This is a genomic window from Hydrogenophaga sp. (assembly GCF_011772445.1).
GTDB lineage: Bacteria > Pseudomonadota > Gammaproteobacteria > Burkholderiales > Burkholderiaceae_C > Hydrogenophaga.
This window is the reverse complement of sequence record NZ_WVZN01000045.1, coordinates 27,269-43,600: the sequence shown is the minus strand read 5'-3', so window position 1 is coordinate 43,600 and position 16,332 is coordinate 27,269. Positions and strand designations below refer to the sequence as shown.

The window sequence follows — 16,332 nt, the reverse complement described above, 5'->3', positions numbered from 1 at the left end:
GCCAGACGCTGCGTCGCATATTGAACGCACGCCAGGTGATTTTCCGATGAGCGGAATATTTGGCGGCCAGCACATGACACCGATCCCCTCAGCCCACTGGCCACCCGGTCTGCCCCGCGCGCTCGCGCTGCCGCCGGTGAACGTGTTCCACAACCTCGCCGCGTCGGCCGCGCGCCACCCGGACAAGCCTTTCACCGTCTACTACGACACCCCGCTGAGCTACGCACAGGCCCTGCGCGAGGCCGAGCGCATCGCCGCCTTTCTGCAGCAGCGCTGCGGCGTGCAGGCGGGCGACCGGGTGCTGCTGTGCCTGCAGAACAGCCCGCAGTGGGCGCTGGCCTTCTACGGCATCCTGCGCGCCAACGCGGTGGTGGTGCCGGTGAACCCCATGAACCGCGAGGAGGAGCTGCGCCACTGCATCGACGACAGTGGCGCGCGCGTGGCCGTCGTCGCGCAGGACCTGCTGCCCTTCGTGCGGCCACTGCTGGCCGCGGGCGACGACAACGGCACGGGCCTGAAGCACGCGATCGTCGCCACCTACAGCGACCACCTGCGTGAACCCACGGGGCTGCGCGTGCCGGACTTCGTGCGCGCGCCGCGCGAGACAACCGACCACCCCGCCCTCACCGCCTGGGCGGACGCGCTGGCGGCCGACCTCTCTCCCGGCCCGCTCACCGCCGGCCCCGACGACCTGTGCGCCATGCCCTACACCTCGGGCACCACCGGCCTGCCCAAGGGCTGCATGCACACCCACCGCAGCGTGATGGCCACGCTGGTGGGCGGCGTGCGCTGGTTCGGCACCACGCAGGACGCGGTCTGCCTCTCGGTGCTGCCCTTCTTCCACGTCACCGGCCTGTCGGGCAGCCTGAACGGGCCGCTGTACGCCGGCGCCACCCTCGTCGTGCTGTCGCGCTGGGACCGCGAGGCCGCCGCGATCTGCATGGAACGCTACGGCGTCACGGTGTGGCAGGCCATCTCCACCATGGTGATCGACTTCCTCGCCTTGCCGGACCTCGACCGCTACGACCTCTCGCGCCTGCGCTGCGTGCGCGGCGGCGGCGCGGCCATGCCCGACGCCCTGGCCGCGCGCCTGAAGGCCCTCACCGGCCGCGACTACATCGAGGGCTATGGCATGACCGAGACCATGGCCGCCACCCACATCAACCCGCTGCACCGGCCCAAGCGCCAGTGCCTGGGCCTGCCGGTGTTCGAGGTCGACGCGCGCGTGATCGACCCCGACACCCTGGCCGAGCGGCCCGTGGGCGAGACCGGCGAGATCGTGGTGCACGGCCCGCAGGTGATGCAGGGCTACTGGCGCAACCCGCAGGCCACGGCGGAGGCCTTCATCGAACTCGACGGCCAGCGTTTCCTGCGCACCGGCGACCTCGGCCACGTCGACGGCGAGGGCTACTTCTTCATGACCGACCGCCTCAAGCGGATGATCAACGCCAGCGGCTACAAGGTCTGGCCCGCCGAGGTGGAGGCGCTGATGTACCGCCACCCCGCCATCCAGGAGGCCTGCGTCATCGGCGCGCGCGATGCGCGACGCGGTGAGACGGTGAAGGCCCTGGTGGTGCTGCGGCCCGAGCAGCGCGGCCAGGTGAGCGAGCAGGACCTCATCGACTGGGCGCACGGCCAGATGGCCGCCTACAAGAGCCCGCGCATCGTGGAGTTCGTGGCCTCGCTGCCCCGCTCGGGCAGCGGCAAGGTGATGTGGCGCGAGTTGCAGGCGCAGCAGGCCGCGCGCGACGCCGCCACCCACCCTTCGCCTTCCTGATTCCCCCGCGCCGTGCGCTGCGCGGCACCCATCGCCACCCGGCACCACCCCCCGCAAGGAGACAAGACGATGACCCGCCCGACCGAACATGCACCGAGGATCCGCCGCCGCAGCCTGCTGCTGGCCGGCGTGGCCGCAAGCGCCGGCGCCGCCCCCTGGGTGTCGGCCCAGGCCCAGGCCTACCCCAGCCGCCCCATCACCCTGATCGTGCCCTGGCCCGCCGGCGGCTCCACCGACCGCCACCTGCGCACCCTGGCCGAGCTCGCCAGCAAGCACATGGGACAGCCCATCACCGTGGAGAACCGCCCCGGCGCGGGCGGCACCCTGGGCCCCAGCACCATGGCGCAGACCGCCAAGCCCGACGGCTACACCATCGCCCAGTTCCCCTTGGGGCTGCTGCGCATGCCGCACATGCAGAAAACCAACTGGGACCCGCTGAACGACTTCACCTACATCATCGGCGTCTCGGGCTACACCTTCGGCCTTACCGTCAAGTCCGACTCGCCCTACAAGACCTTCAAGGACTACATCGAGGCCGCGCGCCAGAAGCCCGGCGAGATCAACTACGGCTCCACCGGCACCGGCAGCAGCCCGCACCTGCTGATGGAAGAGCTGGCCGGCAACGCCAAGGTCAAGCTCGTGCACGTGCCCTTCAAGGGCAACGCCGACTTGCAGGCCGCGCTGCTGGGCGGCCACGTGATGGCCCAGAGCGACGCCAGCGGCTGGGACAAGTACGTCGACGCGGGCCAGATGCGCCTGCTCGTCACCTTCGGGGAACAGCGCACCCAGCGCTGGCCCGAAGTGCCCACCGCGCAGGAGCTGGGCTACGGCGTGGTCTCCACCTCGCCTTACGGCCTGGCGGGCCCCAAGGGCATGGACCCGGCCGTGGTGAAGACCCTGCACGACGCCTTCAAGAAGGCCATGGACGACCCCAAGCACATGGAGGTGCTCGGCCAGCTCAACCAGGCCGTGTGGTACCGCAACGGCGAGGACTACAAGAAGTGGGCGAGCGAGACCTTCGCCAAGGACAAGGCCCTGATCGAGCGCCTGGGACTGGCGGCCAAGTGAGGGCCCGGTCGGGCATTGCCCCGGCCGGCGCGCCAACTTGCGATAATCCCGCCGAACTGCGCAAGGCCCGTTGAGCGTTCAACGGGCCTTTTTCTTGCCCCTACGATCCCACCCGCGCCATGACCTCCGCCCTGCACACCTCCAATCTCACGTCGCTGCCGCTGCTCGCGCGCGGCAAGGTGCGCGACAACTACGCCGTTGGCGACGACCGCATCCTCATGGTCGCGTCCGACCGCATCAGCGCCTTCGACGTGATCATGGGCGAGCCCATCCCCGGCAAGGGCGAACTGCTGACGAAACTCTCGCTGTTCTGGTTCGACCGCCTGGGCCCCAATGGCTTGAACGTCTGCCCCATCCATCTGACGGGCGAGGACCCCGCGGGCGTGGTCGCGCCCGCCGAGCGCGCGCAGGTGGCGGGCCGCTCCATGCTGGTGCAGCGCCTCAAACCCATCCCCGTGGAAGCCGTGGTGCGCGGCTACCTGGCCGGCAGCGGCTGGAAGGAGTACCAGGAAAGCCGCTCGGTCTGCGGCGTGCCGTTGCCCGAGGGCCTGCAGAACGCCTCCAAGCTGCCCGAGCCCATCTACACGCCGGCCGCCAAGGCCGCGATGGGCGAGCACGACGAGAACATCACCTTCGAGCGCACGGTGGAGATGGTGGGCGCCGATGTGGCCGCGCAGATCCGCGACATCGCGATCAAGCTGTACCAGGCCGCAGCGGCCATCGCGCTGGACAAGGGCATCATCATCGCGGACACCAAGTTCGAGTTCGGCCTGGACGCCGCGGGCCGCGTGGTGCTGATGGACGAGGTGCTCACGCCCGACAGCTCGCGCTACTGGCCGGCCGAGAGCTACGCTGTGGGCAGCAACCCGCCCAGCTACGACAAGCAGTACCTGCGCGACTGGCTCGAAGGCGCGAAGGTGAAGGGCAAGCCCTGGGACAAGACCCCGCCCGCGCCGCGTCTGCCGCGCGAGGTGATCGAGAAGACGGCGGAGAAGTACCGCGAGGCGCTCACGCGCCTGGTGGGCTGAGGGAGGCCCTCAGCTCAGAACGACGGACGACAGCCGACGCCGGTATGTCGCCACCGTCGGGTCCTCCGGCGGCACCTGGCCTTCCGCCACCTTGGGCTTGGGCGGCTCGATGACGTCGAGGATGGCGATGTAGGTCTTGCGCGCAAGGTCCTCGTTCCAGGCCTTGTCGCGCATCAGGATCTCCAGCAGCTCGTCCATCGCGGCCGTCCACTGGCCGTAGGCCATCAGCAACTGCGCGCGGGCGAAGCGCGCGTCGAAGTCGCGCTTGTTGGCGGCGATCGCCGTGTCCAGCGCCGTCATGCGGGCCTCGGGCTCGGCCACGTCGGCCTGGGCGTCGCGCGCGGCCATCCAGCGCTTGAGCGAATCCAGCCGGCGCACCGCATCGGCCTTGGCGATGACAGGCGCGAAGGCCACCTTGGCCTCATCGTCCTCGCCCAGCTCCAGCAGCAGCTTCACCAGGTCGAATCGCGCGTCGTCGTTGTCGGGGTCGGCCTGCACCGCCTGGCGCAGGCGCTCCAGGGCGGTCTCGGTGTCGCCATCGGCCAGGGCCTCCTGCGCGGCGGCGCCTTCGGCCTCGGCCACCAGCTCGCCCTCGCCGGGCAGGTGCTTGTCGAGGAAGGCGCGCAACTGGCCCTCGGGCAAGGCGCCCATGAAACCGTCCACCGGCTGGCCATTCATCAGCAGCACGCAGGTGGGGATGCTGCGCACGCCGAAGGCGGCGGCCAGCTGCTGCTCCTGGTCGGAGTCGATCTTCACGAGCTTGAAGCGGCCCGCGTAGTCGATCTCGAGCTTTTCCAGGAGGGGGCCGATGACCTTGCAGGGGCCGCACCAGGGGGCCCAGAAGTCCACCAGCACGGGGGTCTGCATCGAGGCTTCGATGACCTCGGCTTCGAAGTTGGCGATGGTGACGTCGATCATGGCTGCGCTCGGGGTAGGTGGGGTCGAAACGTAAAATCGCCACTTTACCGGAGGCCCCGCGGGCCGAAAGCCGATTCCATGAACCCCATCCCCGTGGGCGTGGTCATGGGTTCCAGCAGCGACTGGGACACCATGCAGCACGCCGTGCAGATCCTCCAGCAATTCGGCGTCGCGCACGAGGCGCGCGTGGTCTCGGCCCACCGCATGCCCGACGACATGTTCGCCTACGCCGAAGCCGCCGCCGCGCGCGGGCTCAAGGCCATCATCGCGGGCGCGGGGGGCGCCGCGCACCTGCCCGGCATGCTGGCCGCCAAGACGGTGGTGCCGGTGTTGGGCGTGCCAGTGGCCAGCAAGCACCTCAGCGGCGTGGATTCGCTGCACAGCATCGTGCAGATGCCCAAGGGCGTGCCCGTGGCCACCTTCGCCATCGGCCCGGCCGGCGCGGCCAACGCGGCGCTGTTCGCGGTGGCAATGCTGGCCAGCCACGACGAGGCGCTGCGCGCGAAGCTGCAGGCCTTCCGCGCCGAGCAGACCGAGGCGGCGCGGTCAATGACGCTTCCTCCGAATACATGAGCCCCCACGCTCCACCGCTGCGCGGGTCGCTGCCCCCCGAGGGGGCTGATCCGGCTTGGGGCGGCCCGGCGCCGGATCGCGCATGAGCCTCGTCACCGAAAAGCTCGGCAAGCTCTACGGCGACACGCCCGTGTTCCGCCACGTCGACCTGCGCGTCGAGCCCGGCGAGTTCATCGCCATCGTCGGCGAGTCCGGTGTCGGCAAGTCCACCCTGCTCAACTGCCTGGCCGCGCTGGACGACTGGAGCGAAGGCCGCGTGCTGCACAACGGCACCGACCTGGCCACCCTCGACGAAGCGCAGCGCGCCCACTGGCGCCGCGCGAACCTGGGCTTCGTGTTCCAGGCCTTCCACGTGCTGCCGCACCTCGACGTGGCGCAGAACATCGGCCTGCCCCTGCTGCTGCTCAAGCGCCCCGAGCCCGCGCGCGTGCAGGCCCTGATGGACGCCGTGGGCCTGCAAGGCCTGGGCGCGCGCCTGCCCGCGCAGCTCTCGGGCGGGCAGCTGCAGCGCGTGGCCATCGCGCGCGCCCTGGTGCACCGGCCCGCCATCGTGCTGGCCGACGAGCCCACCGGCAATCTCGACCCCACCACCGCCACGCGCGTGATGGACCTCTTGCTCGCGCAGACGCGCGAGCACGGCGCCTCGCTGGTGCTGGTGACGCACGCCGAGGCCGCCGCGCGCCGGGCCGACCGCGTGCTGCGGCTCACGGCCGATGGCCTGCGGGCCGATCCCGCCCCGACTTGACGGAACCCGCGCGGTGCGACACGGTCGCACCCTTGAGCCGCGAACCGAAGGTAACCCGTTGGTAACTTTATTTCACTATCATCGGACCACTTCGTAACTCATGAAGCCCCGAGAAAGAACGATGGAGACCAGCACCCCACCCGACGCGCCCCTGGACCTCGTCATCTTCGGCGGCGCGGGCGATCTCTCCCTGCGCAAGCTGCTGCCCGCGCTGTACATGGCGCACCTGCACAAGACCCTGCCCGACGACACGCGCATCGTCGCGCTCGGCCGCCACGCCTGGGACCGCGCGGCCTTCACGGCCTTCATCGACGACAAGGTGCGCGGCTTCATCGCCAGCGACGCGCTCGACGCGCTGTCCTGGCAGGGCTTCGTGCAGCGCCTGGTCTATGTCTCGCTCGACGCCACGCGCACCGAGGACTTCGCGGCCCTGGGCCAGGCCCTGCGCCCTGGCGTGGACCGCGTCTACTACCTCGCCACCGCGCCCACGCTGTTCACCACCATCTGCGCCCACCTGCACGGCGCCGGGCTGGTCGATGCGCGCTCACGCGTGGTGCTGGAAAAACCCCTGGGCCACGACCTGGCCTCCGCGCGCGCCATCAACGACGAGGTGGCGAAGTACTTCGCCGAATCGCAGATCTTCCGCATCGACCACTACCTGGGCAAGGAGACGGTGCAGAACCTCATGGTGCTGCGCTTCGCCAACGCCATCTTCGAGCCGCTGTGGCGCAGCCCCAGCATCAAGAGCGTGCAGATCACGGTGGCCGAATCGGTGGGCGTGGGCAGCCGCGCGGGTTTCTACGACGGCACCGGCGCGCTGCGCGACATGGTGCAGAACCACCTGCTGCAGCTGCTGTGCCTCGTGGCCATGGAGCCGCCCGTCTCGCTCGACCCCGATGCCGTTCGGGACGAGAAACTCAAGGTGCTGCGCTCGCTGCGGCCCATGACGGTGGCCGACGTGGCGCGCGACACCGTGCGCGGCCAGTACACCAGCGGCAACGTCGGCGGCGAACGCGCCATCGGCTACCTGCAGGAAGACAACGTGCCCGCCGGCAGCGAAACCGAAACCTTCGTCGCGCTGCGCGCGCACATCAACAACTGGCGCTGGGCCAACGTGCCCATCTTCCTGCGCACCGGCAAACGCCTGGCCGAGCGGCGCAGCGAAATCGTCGTCGAGTTCGCGCCCCTGCCCTACTCGCTGTTCCCCGACGCGCCGCGCCAGCCGGTCAACCGCCTGCTGATCCGCCTGCAGCCCGAAGAACACGTGCAGTTGCAGATGATGGCCAAGCAGCCCGGCAGCGGCATGAAGCTGCGCCCCGTCGCGCTCGACCTGGACCTGCAGTCCGCCCTGGCGGGCCGCCGCGCCGAGGCCTACGAGCGCCTGCTCATCGACGTCATCAAGGGCCGGCTCACGCACTTCATGCGGCGCGACGAGCTGGAGGCCGCCTGGACCTGGGTCGAGCCCATCATCGACGGCTGGAAGTCCCTGGGCGAGAAGCCGCGCGCCTACGCGGCCGGCAGCTGGGGGCCCGCCGCGTCCTCGGCGCTGATGGCGCGCGAGGGCTCGTCCTGGTCGGAAGAGAACTGATCGCATGAACCAGCACCCGTGCAACACGCCCGCCGAACTGGCGCAGCGCCTGGCCGCGTGGATCGGCCTGCGCCTGCACCAGGCGATCGAGCAGCGAGGCCATGCGGTGCTGGCGGTCTCGGGCGGCAAGTCGCCGGTGCCGCTGTTCGAGGCCTTGCGCACGCAGCCGCTGGAGTGGTCGCGCGTGAGCATCACCCTGGTGGACGAGCGCTGCGTGCCGCACGACCACGCCGACAGCAACACCGCCCTGGTGCGCGCGCACCTGCTGCAACAGAACGCGGCGGCGGCCAGCTTCGTGCCCTGGTTCGACGGGTTGCCCGACACGCTGGATGACAAGGCCCTCAAGACCTTGGCCGACGGCGCCAGCCACCGCCTGGCCCGCGAGCCCTGGCCATGGGACCTCGCCATCCTCGGCATGGGCGAGGACGGCCACACCGCCTCGCTCTTTCCTCATGCGCCCGGTCTCCAACAGGCCCTGCACGCCAGCGGACCCGTGGCCTGGACGCGACCATTGAACGCGCCGCATGCGCGCCTCACCCTGACCCTGCCCGCGCTGCTCGCCACGCGGGAACTGGTCTTGCCCCTCATCGGCCCGGCCAAGCTGCGCGTGTACCAGCAGGCCCGGCTGTCCGAAGACGACACGCTGCCGATCTCGCTCGTCCTGCACCAGCACCAGACACCGGTGCAGGTGTGGCTGGCCTGATCGCCCCACGACCATGAACAAGACCCCACCGAACCCCATCCTCGCTCGCGTCACGCGCCGCATCACCGAACGCAGCGCGCCCACGCGCACCGCCTACCTGGAACACATGGCCGCGCAGCGCACGCGCGGCACGCAGCGCGCCGGCCTGGGCTGCGCCAACATGGCCCACACCACGGCCGCGCTGCCCGCCGAAGACAAGCTGCGCATCCACGCCGAGCGCGCGCCGCACGTCGGCATCGTCACGTCCTACAACGACATGCTGTCCGCGCACCAGCCCTTCGAGGCCTACCCCAGCCTCATTCGCTGGCACGCGCAGCAGGTGGGCGCCACGGCCCAGGTGGCCGGCGGCGTGCCCGCCATGTGCGACGGCATCACCCAGGGCGAAGCGGGCATGGAGCTCTCGCTGTTCTCGCGCGACACCATCGCGCTGGCCACCGCCGTGGCGCTCTCGCACAACGTGTTCGACGCCGCGCTCATGCTGGGCGTGTGCGACAAGATCGTGCCCGGCCTGTTCATGGGCGCGCTGCAGTTCGGCCACCTGGCCACCGTGTTCGTGCCGGCCGGTCCCATGACATCCGGCCTGTCGAACGAGGAGAAGGCCAAGGTGCGCCAGCAGTACGCGCAGGGCCTGGTGGGGCGTGAGGCCCTGCTCGAATCGGAAGCACGCGCGTACCACAGCCCTGGCACCTGCACCTTCTACGGCACCGCCAACAGCAACCAGATGCTGATGGAGATCATGGGCCTGCACCTGCCGGGCAGCTCCTTCGTCAACCCGGGCACGCCGCTGCGCGAGGCGCTCACCAAGGCCGCCGTGGAACGCGCCGTGGCCAACAGCGGACGCACCGGCCAGCCCTACCTGCCGCTGTGGCAGATCGTGGACGAGAAGGCCATCGTCAACGGCGTGGTGGGCCTGCTGGCCACCGGCGGCTCCACCAACCACACCCTGCACCTGGTGGCCATGGCGCGCGCGGCCGGCATCCTCATCGACTGGGACGACTTCGCCGAACTCTCGGCCGTGGTGCCGCTGCTCGCGCGCGTGTACCCCAATGGCAGCGCCGACGTGAACCACTTCCACGCCGCTGGCGGCCTGGGTGTGCTCATGCGCGAGCTGCGCGGCGCCGGCCTGCTGCACGAAGACGTGCACACCGTGATGGGCCCGGGCCTGGACGCCTACGGCCTGGAGCCCTGGCTCGACGGCGAGCGCCTGGCCTGGCGCCCCGTGCCCGAGCGCAGCGCCGACCTCAACGTGCTGCGCCCCGCCAGCGAGCCCTTCAGCGCCGATGGCGGCCTGCGCCTGCTCACCGGCAACCTGGGCCGCAGCGTGATCAAGGTGTCGGCCGTGAAGCCGGAACACCGCGTGGTGCGCGCCCCCGCCGTGGTGGTGCACGACCAGCAGGAGCTGCTCGCCAAGTTCAAGGCCGGCGAGCTGGAGAAGGACTTCGTCGCCGTGGTGCGCTACCAGGGCCCGCAGGCCAACGGCATGCCCGAGCTGCACAAGCTCACGCCGCCGCTGGCCGTGCTGCAGGACAAGGGCTTCAAGGTCGCGCTCGTCACCGACGGCCGCATGTCCGGCGCCTCGGGCAAGGTGCCCGCGGCCATCCACCTCACGCCCGAGGCCCTCGCCGGCGGCCCGATTGCTCGCGTGCGCGACGGCGACATGATCACGCTCGACGCCGAGCGCGGCCTGCTCAAGGTGGACGTGGACGAGGCCACACTGGCCGCGCGCGCCCTGCCCGAGCCCGACCTGTCCCACAACACCCACGGCACGGGGCGCGAACTCTTCGGCCTGTTCCGCGCCAACGTCAGCGGCGCCGAGCAGGGCGCCTCACCGCTGTTTGCCTGACCCTTTCACATCGACGCCATGCCGGACCAACACCTCACCCACCCCAGCTTCACCTCGCGCGTCGTGCCCGTCATCGTGCTGTCGGACGCGAAGCAGGCCGTGCCGCTCGCGCACGCCCTGCTCGAAGGCGGCATCGACGTCATGGAGATCACCCTGCGCTCGGACGTCGCGCTCGACGCCATCGAGGCCGTGGCCAAGGCCGTGCCGCAGATGCACCTGGGCGCCGGCACCGTCACCCGCGCCAGCGACGTGCCGCGCGTGATCGACGCGGGCGCGCGCTTCGCGCTCTCGCCCGGCTGCACCGACGCCCTGGTGGACGCCATGCGCGCCACCGGCCTGCCCTTCATCCCGGGCGTGATGACGCCGGGCGAGGTGATGCGCGCGCGCGACCAGGGCTTCACGCTGATGAAGCTGTTCCCCGCGCAGCAGGCCGGCGGCATCGGCATGCTCAAGGCCCTGGGTGCGCCCATTCCCGACGTGCGCTTCTGCCCCACCGGCGGTGTGAGCCCGGAGAACCTGCGCGACTTCCTCGCCCTGCCCAACGTCGCCATGGCCGGCGGCTCCTGGCTCACCCCGGCCGACGCGCTGCGCGACGGCGACTGGGCGCGTGTCACGAAGCTGGCACGCGAGGCGACCACGCTCGCGCAATGAAGCCGGTTCAGCCAACGGAGAAGCGCCCAACGCCATGACCCAGCCCACCAACCTGCCCGCCTGGCACAGCCTCGAGCGACTCGCCACCCAAGCCCAGCCTCACCTGCGCGACCTGCTCGCCGAGCCCGGCCGCGCCGAACGCATGAGCTGGTCCGTGGCGGGCCTCACGCTGGACGCGAGCCGCCAGCGCCTGACCCCCGCCATCGAACAAGCCCTGCTTGAACTCGCCGCGCAAAGCGGCATCGCCGAGCGCCGGGAAGCCATGTTCCGCGGCGACGCCATCAACACCACCGAAGACCGCCCCGTGCTGCACGTGGCGCTGCGCGGCGGCGAGGCGGGTGGCCCCTGGGGCAACGCGATCCACGCCCAGGTGCAGCGCGAGCTCGACCGCGTCTGCCGCTTCGCCGAGGAGGTGCGCGCCGGCAGCGTGCGCGGCCACGCCAACGACGCCTTCACCGACGTGGTGAACATCGGCATCGGCGGCTCCGACCTGGGCCCGCGCATGGCGGCCGACGCGCTCGCCCACCTGGCCAGCGACGCGGTGCGCGTGCACTACGTCTCCAACCCCGACGCCTGGGCCCTGTGGAGCGTGCTGCGCGGACTCGACGCCAAGCGCACCCTGTTCATCGTCTCCAGCAAGACCTTCACCACGCAGGAGACGCTCACCAACGCCGCCAGCGCGCGCCACTGGCTGGCCGACAACGGCGTGCCGGCCGACGCCATCGCCAGGCACCTGGTGGCCATCACCGCCACGCCGGCCAAGTCGGCCGAGCTCGGCTACGACCCTGAGCGCACCTTCCTGTTCTGGGATTGGGTGGGCGGGCGCTACTCGCTGTGGTCCTCGCTCGGCCTGCCGCTGGCCATCGGCATCGGCGCGGCGGCCTTCCGGCGACTGCTCGCGGGTGGCCGCGCCATGGACGAGCACTTTCTGCACACGCCACTGCATGACAACCTGCCCGTGCGCCTGGCGCTGCACGGCGTGTGGAACCGCAACTTCCTGCGCATGCCCACGCAGCTCATCGTGAGCTACGCCTCGCGCCTGGTGCGCTTCGTGCCCTTCGTGCAGCAGATGGACATGGAGTCCAACGGCAAGCGCACGCACCTGGACGGCACCGACGCGTCGGTGGACACCGGCCCCATCGTCTGGGGCGGCCTGGGCATCGACGGCCAGCACGCCTACTTCCAGCTCGTGCACCAGGGGCGCCATGCGCTGCCGGTCGATTTCATCGGCGTGCAGAGCGAGGACACGCCCCTGCCGCTGGCCGGCGCGCACCACGCCGTGGTGAACCTGAACCTGCGCGCCCAGGCCCAGGCCATGGCCCTGGGCCGCACCCTGCAGGAAACCGAGGCGCAGTTGCTGCAGGACGGCGCCGACGCCGAGACCGCGCACGCCCTGGCGCCGCACCGCCAGTTCCCCGGCGACATCCCCAGCCACATCCTCTGGCTCGACCGGCTCGACCCCGAGCGCCTGGGCGCGCTGATCGCGCTGTACGAGCACAAGGTGTTCTGCCAGGGCGCCATCTGGGGCATCAACGCCTTCGACCAATGGGGCGTGGAGCTGGGCAAGACGATGGCGAAGGCACTGGAACGCGCAGGCGGGTGATCGAACCCCCACGCTCCGCCGCTGCGCGGGTCGCTGCCCCCCGAGGGGGCTGATCCGCCTTGGGGCGGCCCGGCGGCGGATCGTCCCACCGACCCGCCCCTCACGATCGGTGACGGGCCTTGTCCGGCGCACGGGTCGGACCCCTCCTACAAACACCGGGCCGAGGCCTTCCTAGCATGGGTGAACGCACCCGGGCCTGGCCCGGCTGCGCACAGGAGAACCACCCATGAGCCTTTCCACCACATCCTTCACGCGCCACTGCCTCGCCGCCGCGGCCATCGCCCTGACGCTGCCCGCGTGGGCGCAGGGCACGGGCAAGACGTCGACCGACAGCCGCTACCAGCAGGAACGCGCCGCCTGCGCAGCCATGAGCGACCCGGCCGCGCGCACCAACTGCCTGCGCGACATCGCCGCCGCACGCCAGCAGGCCCGGCGCAACCCGCGCGAGCCGGTCTCGCCAGCCGAACTGCAACGCAACGCCCTGCAACGCTGCCAGGTGCACACCATCGCCGAGGACCGCGCCATCTGTGAACGCATGGTGCGCGGCGAGGGCGAGGTCTCGGGCTCGGTCCGCGGCGGCGGCCAGATCCGCTCGATCGAAACCACCGTGTTTCCGCCGGCGCCGCCCCCGGCGCCACCGGCCACGGTGCCGCCCGTGAGCGCGCCGCCGCCCGTGAGCTCGCCGCCCCCCATGGCGCCGCCGCCCACCATGCAGCCCACGCCGGTGCCGCCCCCCACGCCGGTGCCGCCCATCACCACGCCGCCAAGCCCCATGCCGTCCCCGACCCCGGTGCAGCCACCCACGGCGCCGATGCGGCCGGCCGGTTGAGTGCCCTGGCGCCCCGCGTCGGCGAACGCCTCAGGTCACCGGCGCGGGATTGAACAGCACCAGCTGGTTGTGCAGCTTCCAGCGCTCGGCCCAGGTCTTCTGGCGGCCGCTGGCCACGTCGAGCATGAAGCGGAACAGCTCCCAGCCCACGTCCTCGATCGAGGCCTGCCCGTCGGCGATGGTGCCGGCGTTGATGTCCATCAGGTCGTACCAGCGCCGCGCCAGCTCGCTGCGCGTGGCCACCTTGATCACCGGCACGGCCGCCAGGCCATAGGGCGTGCCACGCCCGGTGGTGAACACGTGCAGGTTCATGCCCGCGGCCAGTTGCAGCGTGCCGCAGATGAAATCGCTCGCGGGCGTGGCCGCGTAGGTCAGGCCTTTGGCGCGCAGCTTCTCGCCCGGTGACAGCACGTTGGCGATCGGCGCACTGCCCGACTTCACGATCGAGCCCATGGCCTTTTCGACGATGTTGGACAGCCCGCCCTTCTTGTTGCCCGGCGTGGTGTTGGCGCTGCGGTCCACGCTGCCGCGCTTCAGGTACTCGTCGTACCAAGCCATCTCGCGCACCATGGCCTGCGCCACCTCGGGCGTGGTGGCGCGCGCCGTCAGTTGCGCGATGCCGTCGCGCACCTCCGTGGTCTCGGAGAACATCACGCTCGCGCCGGCGCGCACCAGCAGGTCGGTGCAGAAGCCCACGGCCGGGTTGGCGGTGACGCCGCTGAACGCGTCGCTGCCGCCGCACTGCACGCCCACCACCAGTTCACTCGCCGGCACGGTCTCGCGACGGCGTGCGTTCAGGCGCTGCAGGTGGGCGTCGGCTTGGCGCAGGATGGAATCGACCATCGACATGAAGCCGATGTGGGCCTCATCCTGAAGACAGACCACGTCCAGGCCTTCTTCTTCATCGGCACCGCGCGCGTCGCTGATCGGGATGCTGCCTGGCGGCAGCAGCCGCTCCGGCTGCAGCTTCTCGCAGCCCAGGCTCACCACCATCACCTCGCCCCCGAAGTTGGGGTTCTGGCTGATGTGGCGCAGCGTGCGGATGGGGATCACCGCGTCGGGCGCGTCGATGGCCACGCCGCAGCCGTAGCCGTGCTCCAGCGCCACCACGTCGTCCACGTTCGGGTACTTGGGCAGCAGCTCGCTCTTGATGCGCTGCACCGCGAAGTCGGTGACGCCGGCCACGCACTGCACGGTCTGCGTGATGGCCAGGATGTTGCGCGTGCCGACCGAGCCATCGGGGTTGCGGTAGCCCTCGAAGGTGAAGCCCTCCAGCGGCGGCAGAGGGGCCGCGCCGCGCGTGGCCATGGGCAGGTCGTCCAGGCCGCGCGCCTCGGGCATCTTCAGCAGGCGCTCGTGCACCCAGCTGCCGGCGGGGATGGGATGGAGCGCGTAGCCGATGGGCACCCCATAGCGCAGCACGGCCGCGCCTTCGGGCAGGTCCACCAGCGCCAGCTTGTGGCCCTGCGGCACCTTCTCGCGCAGCACCGGGCCGCCTGGCACGGAAGTGCCCGCGGGCAGGCCGCCGTCGTTGGCCACGATGGCCACGTTGTCCTCGGCGTGCATGCGAATGGTCAGCGGGGCGGCCGGCGGCGCCACGGCCACCTGCGTCGCCAGGGTCTCAGGCATGGGCGTCTCCTATGATTCGACGCGCTCGCGACGATCCGGACCCGGTGCCGGAGGCTTGGCGCGCAGCGCTTGGTACCGGTACCATTCTACGCCGCACATGAAAGAATCCGACAACTCCCGGCGATCCCGACGCGGCAGCGGGGCCATCACCGTGCGCGACGTGGCCCGCCTGGCGGGCGTCGCGCCCATCACCGTCTCGCGCGTGCTGAACACGCCCGCGCAGGTCTCGCCCGACGTGCGGCAGAAGGTGCTGGAGGTGATCCAGAAGACGGGCTACGTGCCCAACCGCATGGCCGGCGGGCTGGCGTCCTCGCGCAGCCGGCTGGTGGCGGCGGTGGTGCCGAGCACGGTGATGTCGGTGTTCATGCCCACCATCGAGGCGCTGAACGAAACCCTGTTCGACGCCGGCTACCAGTTGATGCTGGGCCAGTCCGACTACTCGGCCGAGCGCGAGGAGGCGCTGCTCGAGGCCATCGTGGGCCGGCGGCCCGACGGCATCTTCCTCACCGGCATCCTGCGTCCCAGCCAGGGCCGCACGCGGCTGCTGGCCTCGGGCATTCCGGTGGTGGAGACCTGGGACCTCACGCCCACGCCGATCGACATGCTGGTGGGGTTTTCGCACGCGGACATCGGGGCCGAGGTGGCGCGTTTTCTGATCGGCAAGGGGCGGCGCAAGCTGGCGCTGATCCGGGCGGCGGACGAGCGCGCCGAGCGGCGCGCGATCGCCTTCGCAGAGGTGGTGCGGCGCGCCGGGCTGGGCGAGGTGGCGACGGTGAACGTGGGCGCTTCGCGTTCACTGCGCAGTGGACGCGAGGCGCTGGGCCGTCTGCTGGAGCAGGCGCCGGACGCTGACGCGATCTTCTGCAGTTCCGACCTGTTGGCGCTGGGGGTGGCGACGGAGGCGCGGGTGCGCGGCATCAACGTCCCCGACGATCTGGCGCTGGTGGGCTTCGGCGACGTGTCCTTCGCGGCGGACATGGCGCCGGCCTTGAGCACGGTGCGCATCAACGGCGCCGAGATGGGGCGGCTGGCGGCGCGCTGCCTGATCGATCGGGCGGAGGGGCGGGAGGTGTCGCCTTCTGTGTTCGACCTCGGGTTCTCTATCGTGGAGCGGGAGACTTCCTGAGGCCTTCTTCTCCGGCGGCTTCACTTTCTCCGGCTGACCCGGTCATCGGCGCTTGGGTGTCCGGCTCCGCGAATGTCCCCCGGAACGGATCGCTGGCGCGCTCCGCTCCTCCTCCTTTATTTCGCTACGCCGGACACCCAATCACCGACGACCTCGTTGGCACTCGGTCGGTTGGCACTCGAACCATGCCTTCGGCTCGCGGACGCTGGGTGCCCTGCGTAGCGAAATAAAGGAGGAGCCAAGGGCGCAGC

14 protein-coding genes are annotated in these 16,332 nt (G+C 71.0%); 12 read left to right on the top strand and 2 right to left on the bottom strand.

From position 1 onward, the window contains the following. Positions 1-73 precede the first annotated feature (73 nt). From GTO19_RS18355 to GTO19_RS18345, 3 genes are all read left to right on the top strand, one after another. Positions 74-1,777 carry a long-chain fatty acid--CoA ligase gene (locus GTO19_RS18355; RefSeq protein ID WP_291023381.1) on the top strand — a complete coding sequence of 568 codons (1,704 nt, stop codon included), beginning with the start codon at positions 74-76 and terminating at the stop codon, positions 1,775-1,777. A 69-nt stretch (positions 1,778-1,846) separates the two neighbouring features. Beyond that, positions 1,847-2,845 (top strand): tripartite tricarboxylate transporter substrate binding protein, encoded by a 999-nt coding sequence (locus tag GTO19_RS18350; RefSeq protein ID WP_291023379.1) that lies wholly within the window; start codon positions 1,847-1,849, stop codon positions 2,843-2,845. 119 nt (positions 2,846-2,964) lie between these two features. Then, positions 2,965-3,873, top strand: a complete 909-nt coding sequence (locus GTO19_RS18345) for a phosphoribosylaminoimidazolesuccinocarboxamide synthase (protein WP_291023377.1) — start codon at positions 2,965-2,967, stop codon at positions 3,871-3,873. Between the two features lie 9 nt (positions 3,874-3,882). On the opposite strand, the gene trxA is transcribed toward GTO19_RS18345, so the two are convergent. Further along, positions 3,883-4,791, bottom strand: coding sequence for a thioredoxin (gene trxA / locus GTO19_RS18340; RefSeq protein ID WP_291023374.1), 909 nt, complete (start codon positions 4,789-4,791; stop codon positions 3,883-3,885). A 78-nt stretch (positions 4,792-4,869) separates the two neighbouring features. Here trxA and purE point away from each other — a divergent pair, with 78 nt between their 5' ends. The 8 genes from purE to GTO19_RS18300 all read left to right on the top strand — a co-directional run bounded on the left by purE (position 4,870) and on the right by GTO19_RS18300 (position 13,326). After that, on the top strand, positions 4,870-5,364 hold the full coding sequence (gene purE, locus GTO19_RS18335; protein ID WP_291023372.1) for a 5-(carboxyamino)imidazole ribonucleotide mutase: 495 nt from the start codon (positions 4,870-4,872) through the stop codon (positions 5,362-5,364). 82 nt (positions 5,365-5,446) lie between these two features. Continuing rightward, on the top strand, positions 5,447-6,109 hold the full coding sequence (locus GTO19_RS18330) for an ABC transporter ATP-binding protein (protein WP_291023370.1): 663 nt from the start codon (positions 5,447-5,449) through the stop codon (positions 6,107-6,109). Positions 6,110-6,230: 121 nt separating this feature from the next. Then, on the top strand, positions 6,231-7,697 hold the full coding sequence (gene zwf, locus GTO19_RS18325; protein ID WP_291023368.1) for a glucose-6-phosphate dehydrogenase: 1,467 nt from the start codon (positions 6,231-6,233) through the stop codon (positions 7,695-7,697). 4 nt (positions 7,698-7,701) lie between these two features. Then, complete coding sequence (gene pgl, locus GTO19_RS18320) at positions 7,702-8,400, top strand: 6-phosphogluconolactonase (protein WP_291023366.1); 699 nt, start codon at positions 7,702-7,704, stop codon at positions 8,398-8,400. Positions 8,401-8,413: 13 nt separating this feature from the next. After that, positions 8,414-10,243, top strand: coding sequence for a phosphogluconate dehydratase (gene edd / locus GTO19_RS18315; protein WP_291023363.1), 1,830 nt, complete (start codon positions 8,414-8,416; stop codon positions 10,241-10,243). 18 nt (positions 10,244-10,261) lie between these two features. Continuing rightward, the gene (gene eda / locus GTO19_RS18310) at positions 10,262-10,894 is read left to right on the top strand and encodes a bifunctional 4-hydroxy-2-oxoglutarate aldolase/2-dehydro-3-deoxy-phosphogluconate aldolase (RefSeq protein ID WP_291023361.1); all 633 of its coding nucleotides are present in this window, start codon (positions 10,262-10,264) and stop codon (positions 10,892-10,894) included. 34 nt (positions 10,895-10,928) lie between these two features. Continuing rightward, the gene (gene pgi / locus GTO19_RS18305) at positions 10,929-12,497 is read left to right on the top strand and encodes a glucose-6-phosphate isomerase (RefSeq protein ID WP_291023358.1); all 1,569 of its coding nucleotides are present in this window, start codon (positions 10,929-10,931) and stop codon (positions 12,495-12,497) included. 226 nt (positions 12,498-12,723) lie between these two features. Continuing rightward, the gene (locus GTO19_RS18300) at positions 12,724-13,326 is read left to right on the top strand and encodes a hypothetical protein (protein WP_291023356.1); all 603 of its coding nucleotides are present in this window, start codon (positions 12,724-12,726) and stop codon (positions 13,324-13,326) included. A 30-nt stretch (positions 13,327-13,356) separates the two neighbouring features. Here GTO19_RS18300 and garD read toward each other — a convergent pair whose 3' ends face one another. After that, complete coding sequence (gene garD / locus GTO19_RS18295) at positions 13,357-14,955, bottom strand: galactarate dehydratase (RefSeq protein WP_291023353.1); 1,599 nt, start codon at positions 14,953-14,955, stop codon at positions 13,357-13,359. A gap of 97 nt (positions 14,956-15,052) precedes the next feature. Between garD and GTO19_RS18290 the strand changes: the two genes are divergently transcribed. Further along, the gene (locus GTO19_RS18290) at positions 15,053-16,081 is read left to right on the top strand and encodes a LacI family DNA-binding transcriptional regulator (protein ID WP_291023350.1); all 1,029 of its coding nucleotides are present in this window, start codon (positions 15,053-15,055) and stop codon (positions 16,079-16,081) included. The last annotated feature ends 251 nt before the right edge of the window (positions 16,082-16,332 follow it).

Bases quoted from the DNA above. Each gene is read 5' to 3' on its own strand.
- pgi (WP_291023358.1), top strand. From the start codon at position 10,929: ATGACCCAGCCCACCAACCTGCCCGCCTGGCACAGCCTCGAGCGACTC.
- purE (WP_291023372.1), top strand. From the start codon at position 4,870: ATGAACCCCATCCCCGTGGGCGTGGTCATGGGTTCCAGCAGCGACTGG.
- eda (WP_291023361.1), top strand. From the start codon at position 10,262: ATGCCGGACCAACACCTCACCCACCCCAGCTTCACCTCGCGCGTCGTG.
- edd (WP_291023363.1), top strand. From the start codon at position 8,414: ATGAACAAGACCCCACCGAACCCCATCCTCGCTCGCGTCACGCGCCGC.
- garD (WP_291023353.1), bottom strand. From the start codon at position 14,955: ATGCCTGAGACCCTGGCGACGCAGGTGGCCGTGGCGCCGCCGGCCGCC.
- GTO19_RS18330 (WP_291023370.1), top strand. From the start codon at position 5,447: ATGAGCCTCGTCACCGAAAAGCTCGGCAAGCTCTACGGCGACACGCCC.
- GTO19_RS18350 (WP_291023379.1), top strand. From the start codon at position 1,847: ATGACCCGCCCGACCGAACATGCACCGAGGATCCGCCGCCGCAGCCTG.
- trxA (WP_291023374.1), bottom strand. From the start codon at position 4,791: ATGATCGACGTCACCATCGCCAACTTCGAAGCCGAGGTCATCGAAGCC.
- GTO19_RS18355 (WP_291023381.1), top strand. From the start codon at position 74: ATGACACCGATCCCCTCAGCCCACTGGCCACCCGGTCTGCCCCGCGCG.
- pgl (WP_291023366.1), top strand. From the start codon at position 7,702: ATGAACCAGCACCCGTGCAACACGCCCGCCGAACTGGCGCAGCGCCTG.
- GTO19_RS18345 (WP_291023377.1), top strand. From the start codon at position 2,965: ATGACCTCCGCCCTGCACACCTCCAATCTCACGTCGCTGCCGCTGCTC.
- GTO19_RS18300 (WP_291023356.1), top strand. From the start codon at position 12,724: ATGAGCCTTTCCACCACATCCTTCACGCGCCACTGCCTCGCCGCCGCG.
- GTO19_RS18290 (WP_291023350.1), top strand. From the start codon at position 15,053: ATGAAAGAATCCGACAACTCCCGGCGATCCCGACGCGGCAGCGGGGCC.
- zwf (WP_291023368.1), top strand. From the start codon at position 6,231: ATGGAGACCAGCACCCCACCCGACGCGCCCCTGGACCTCGTCATCTTC.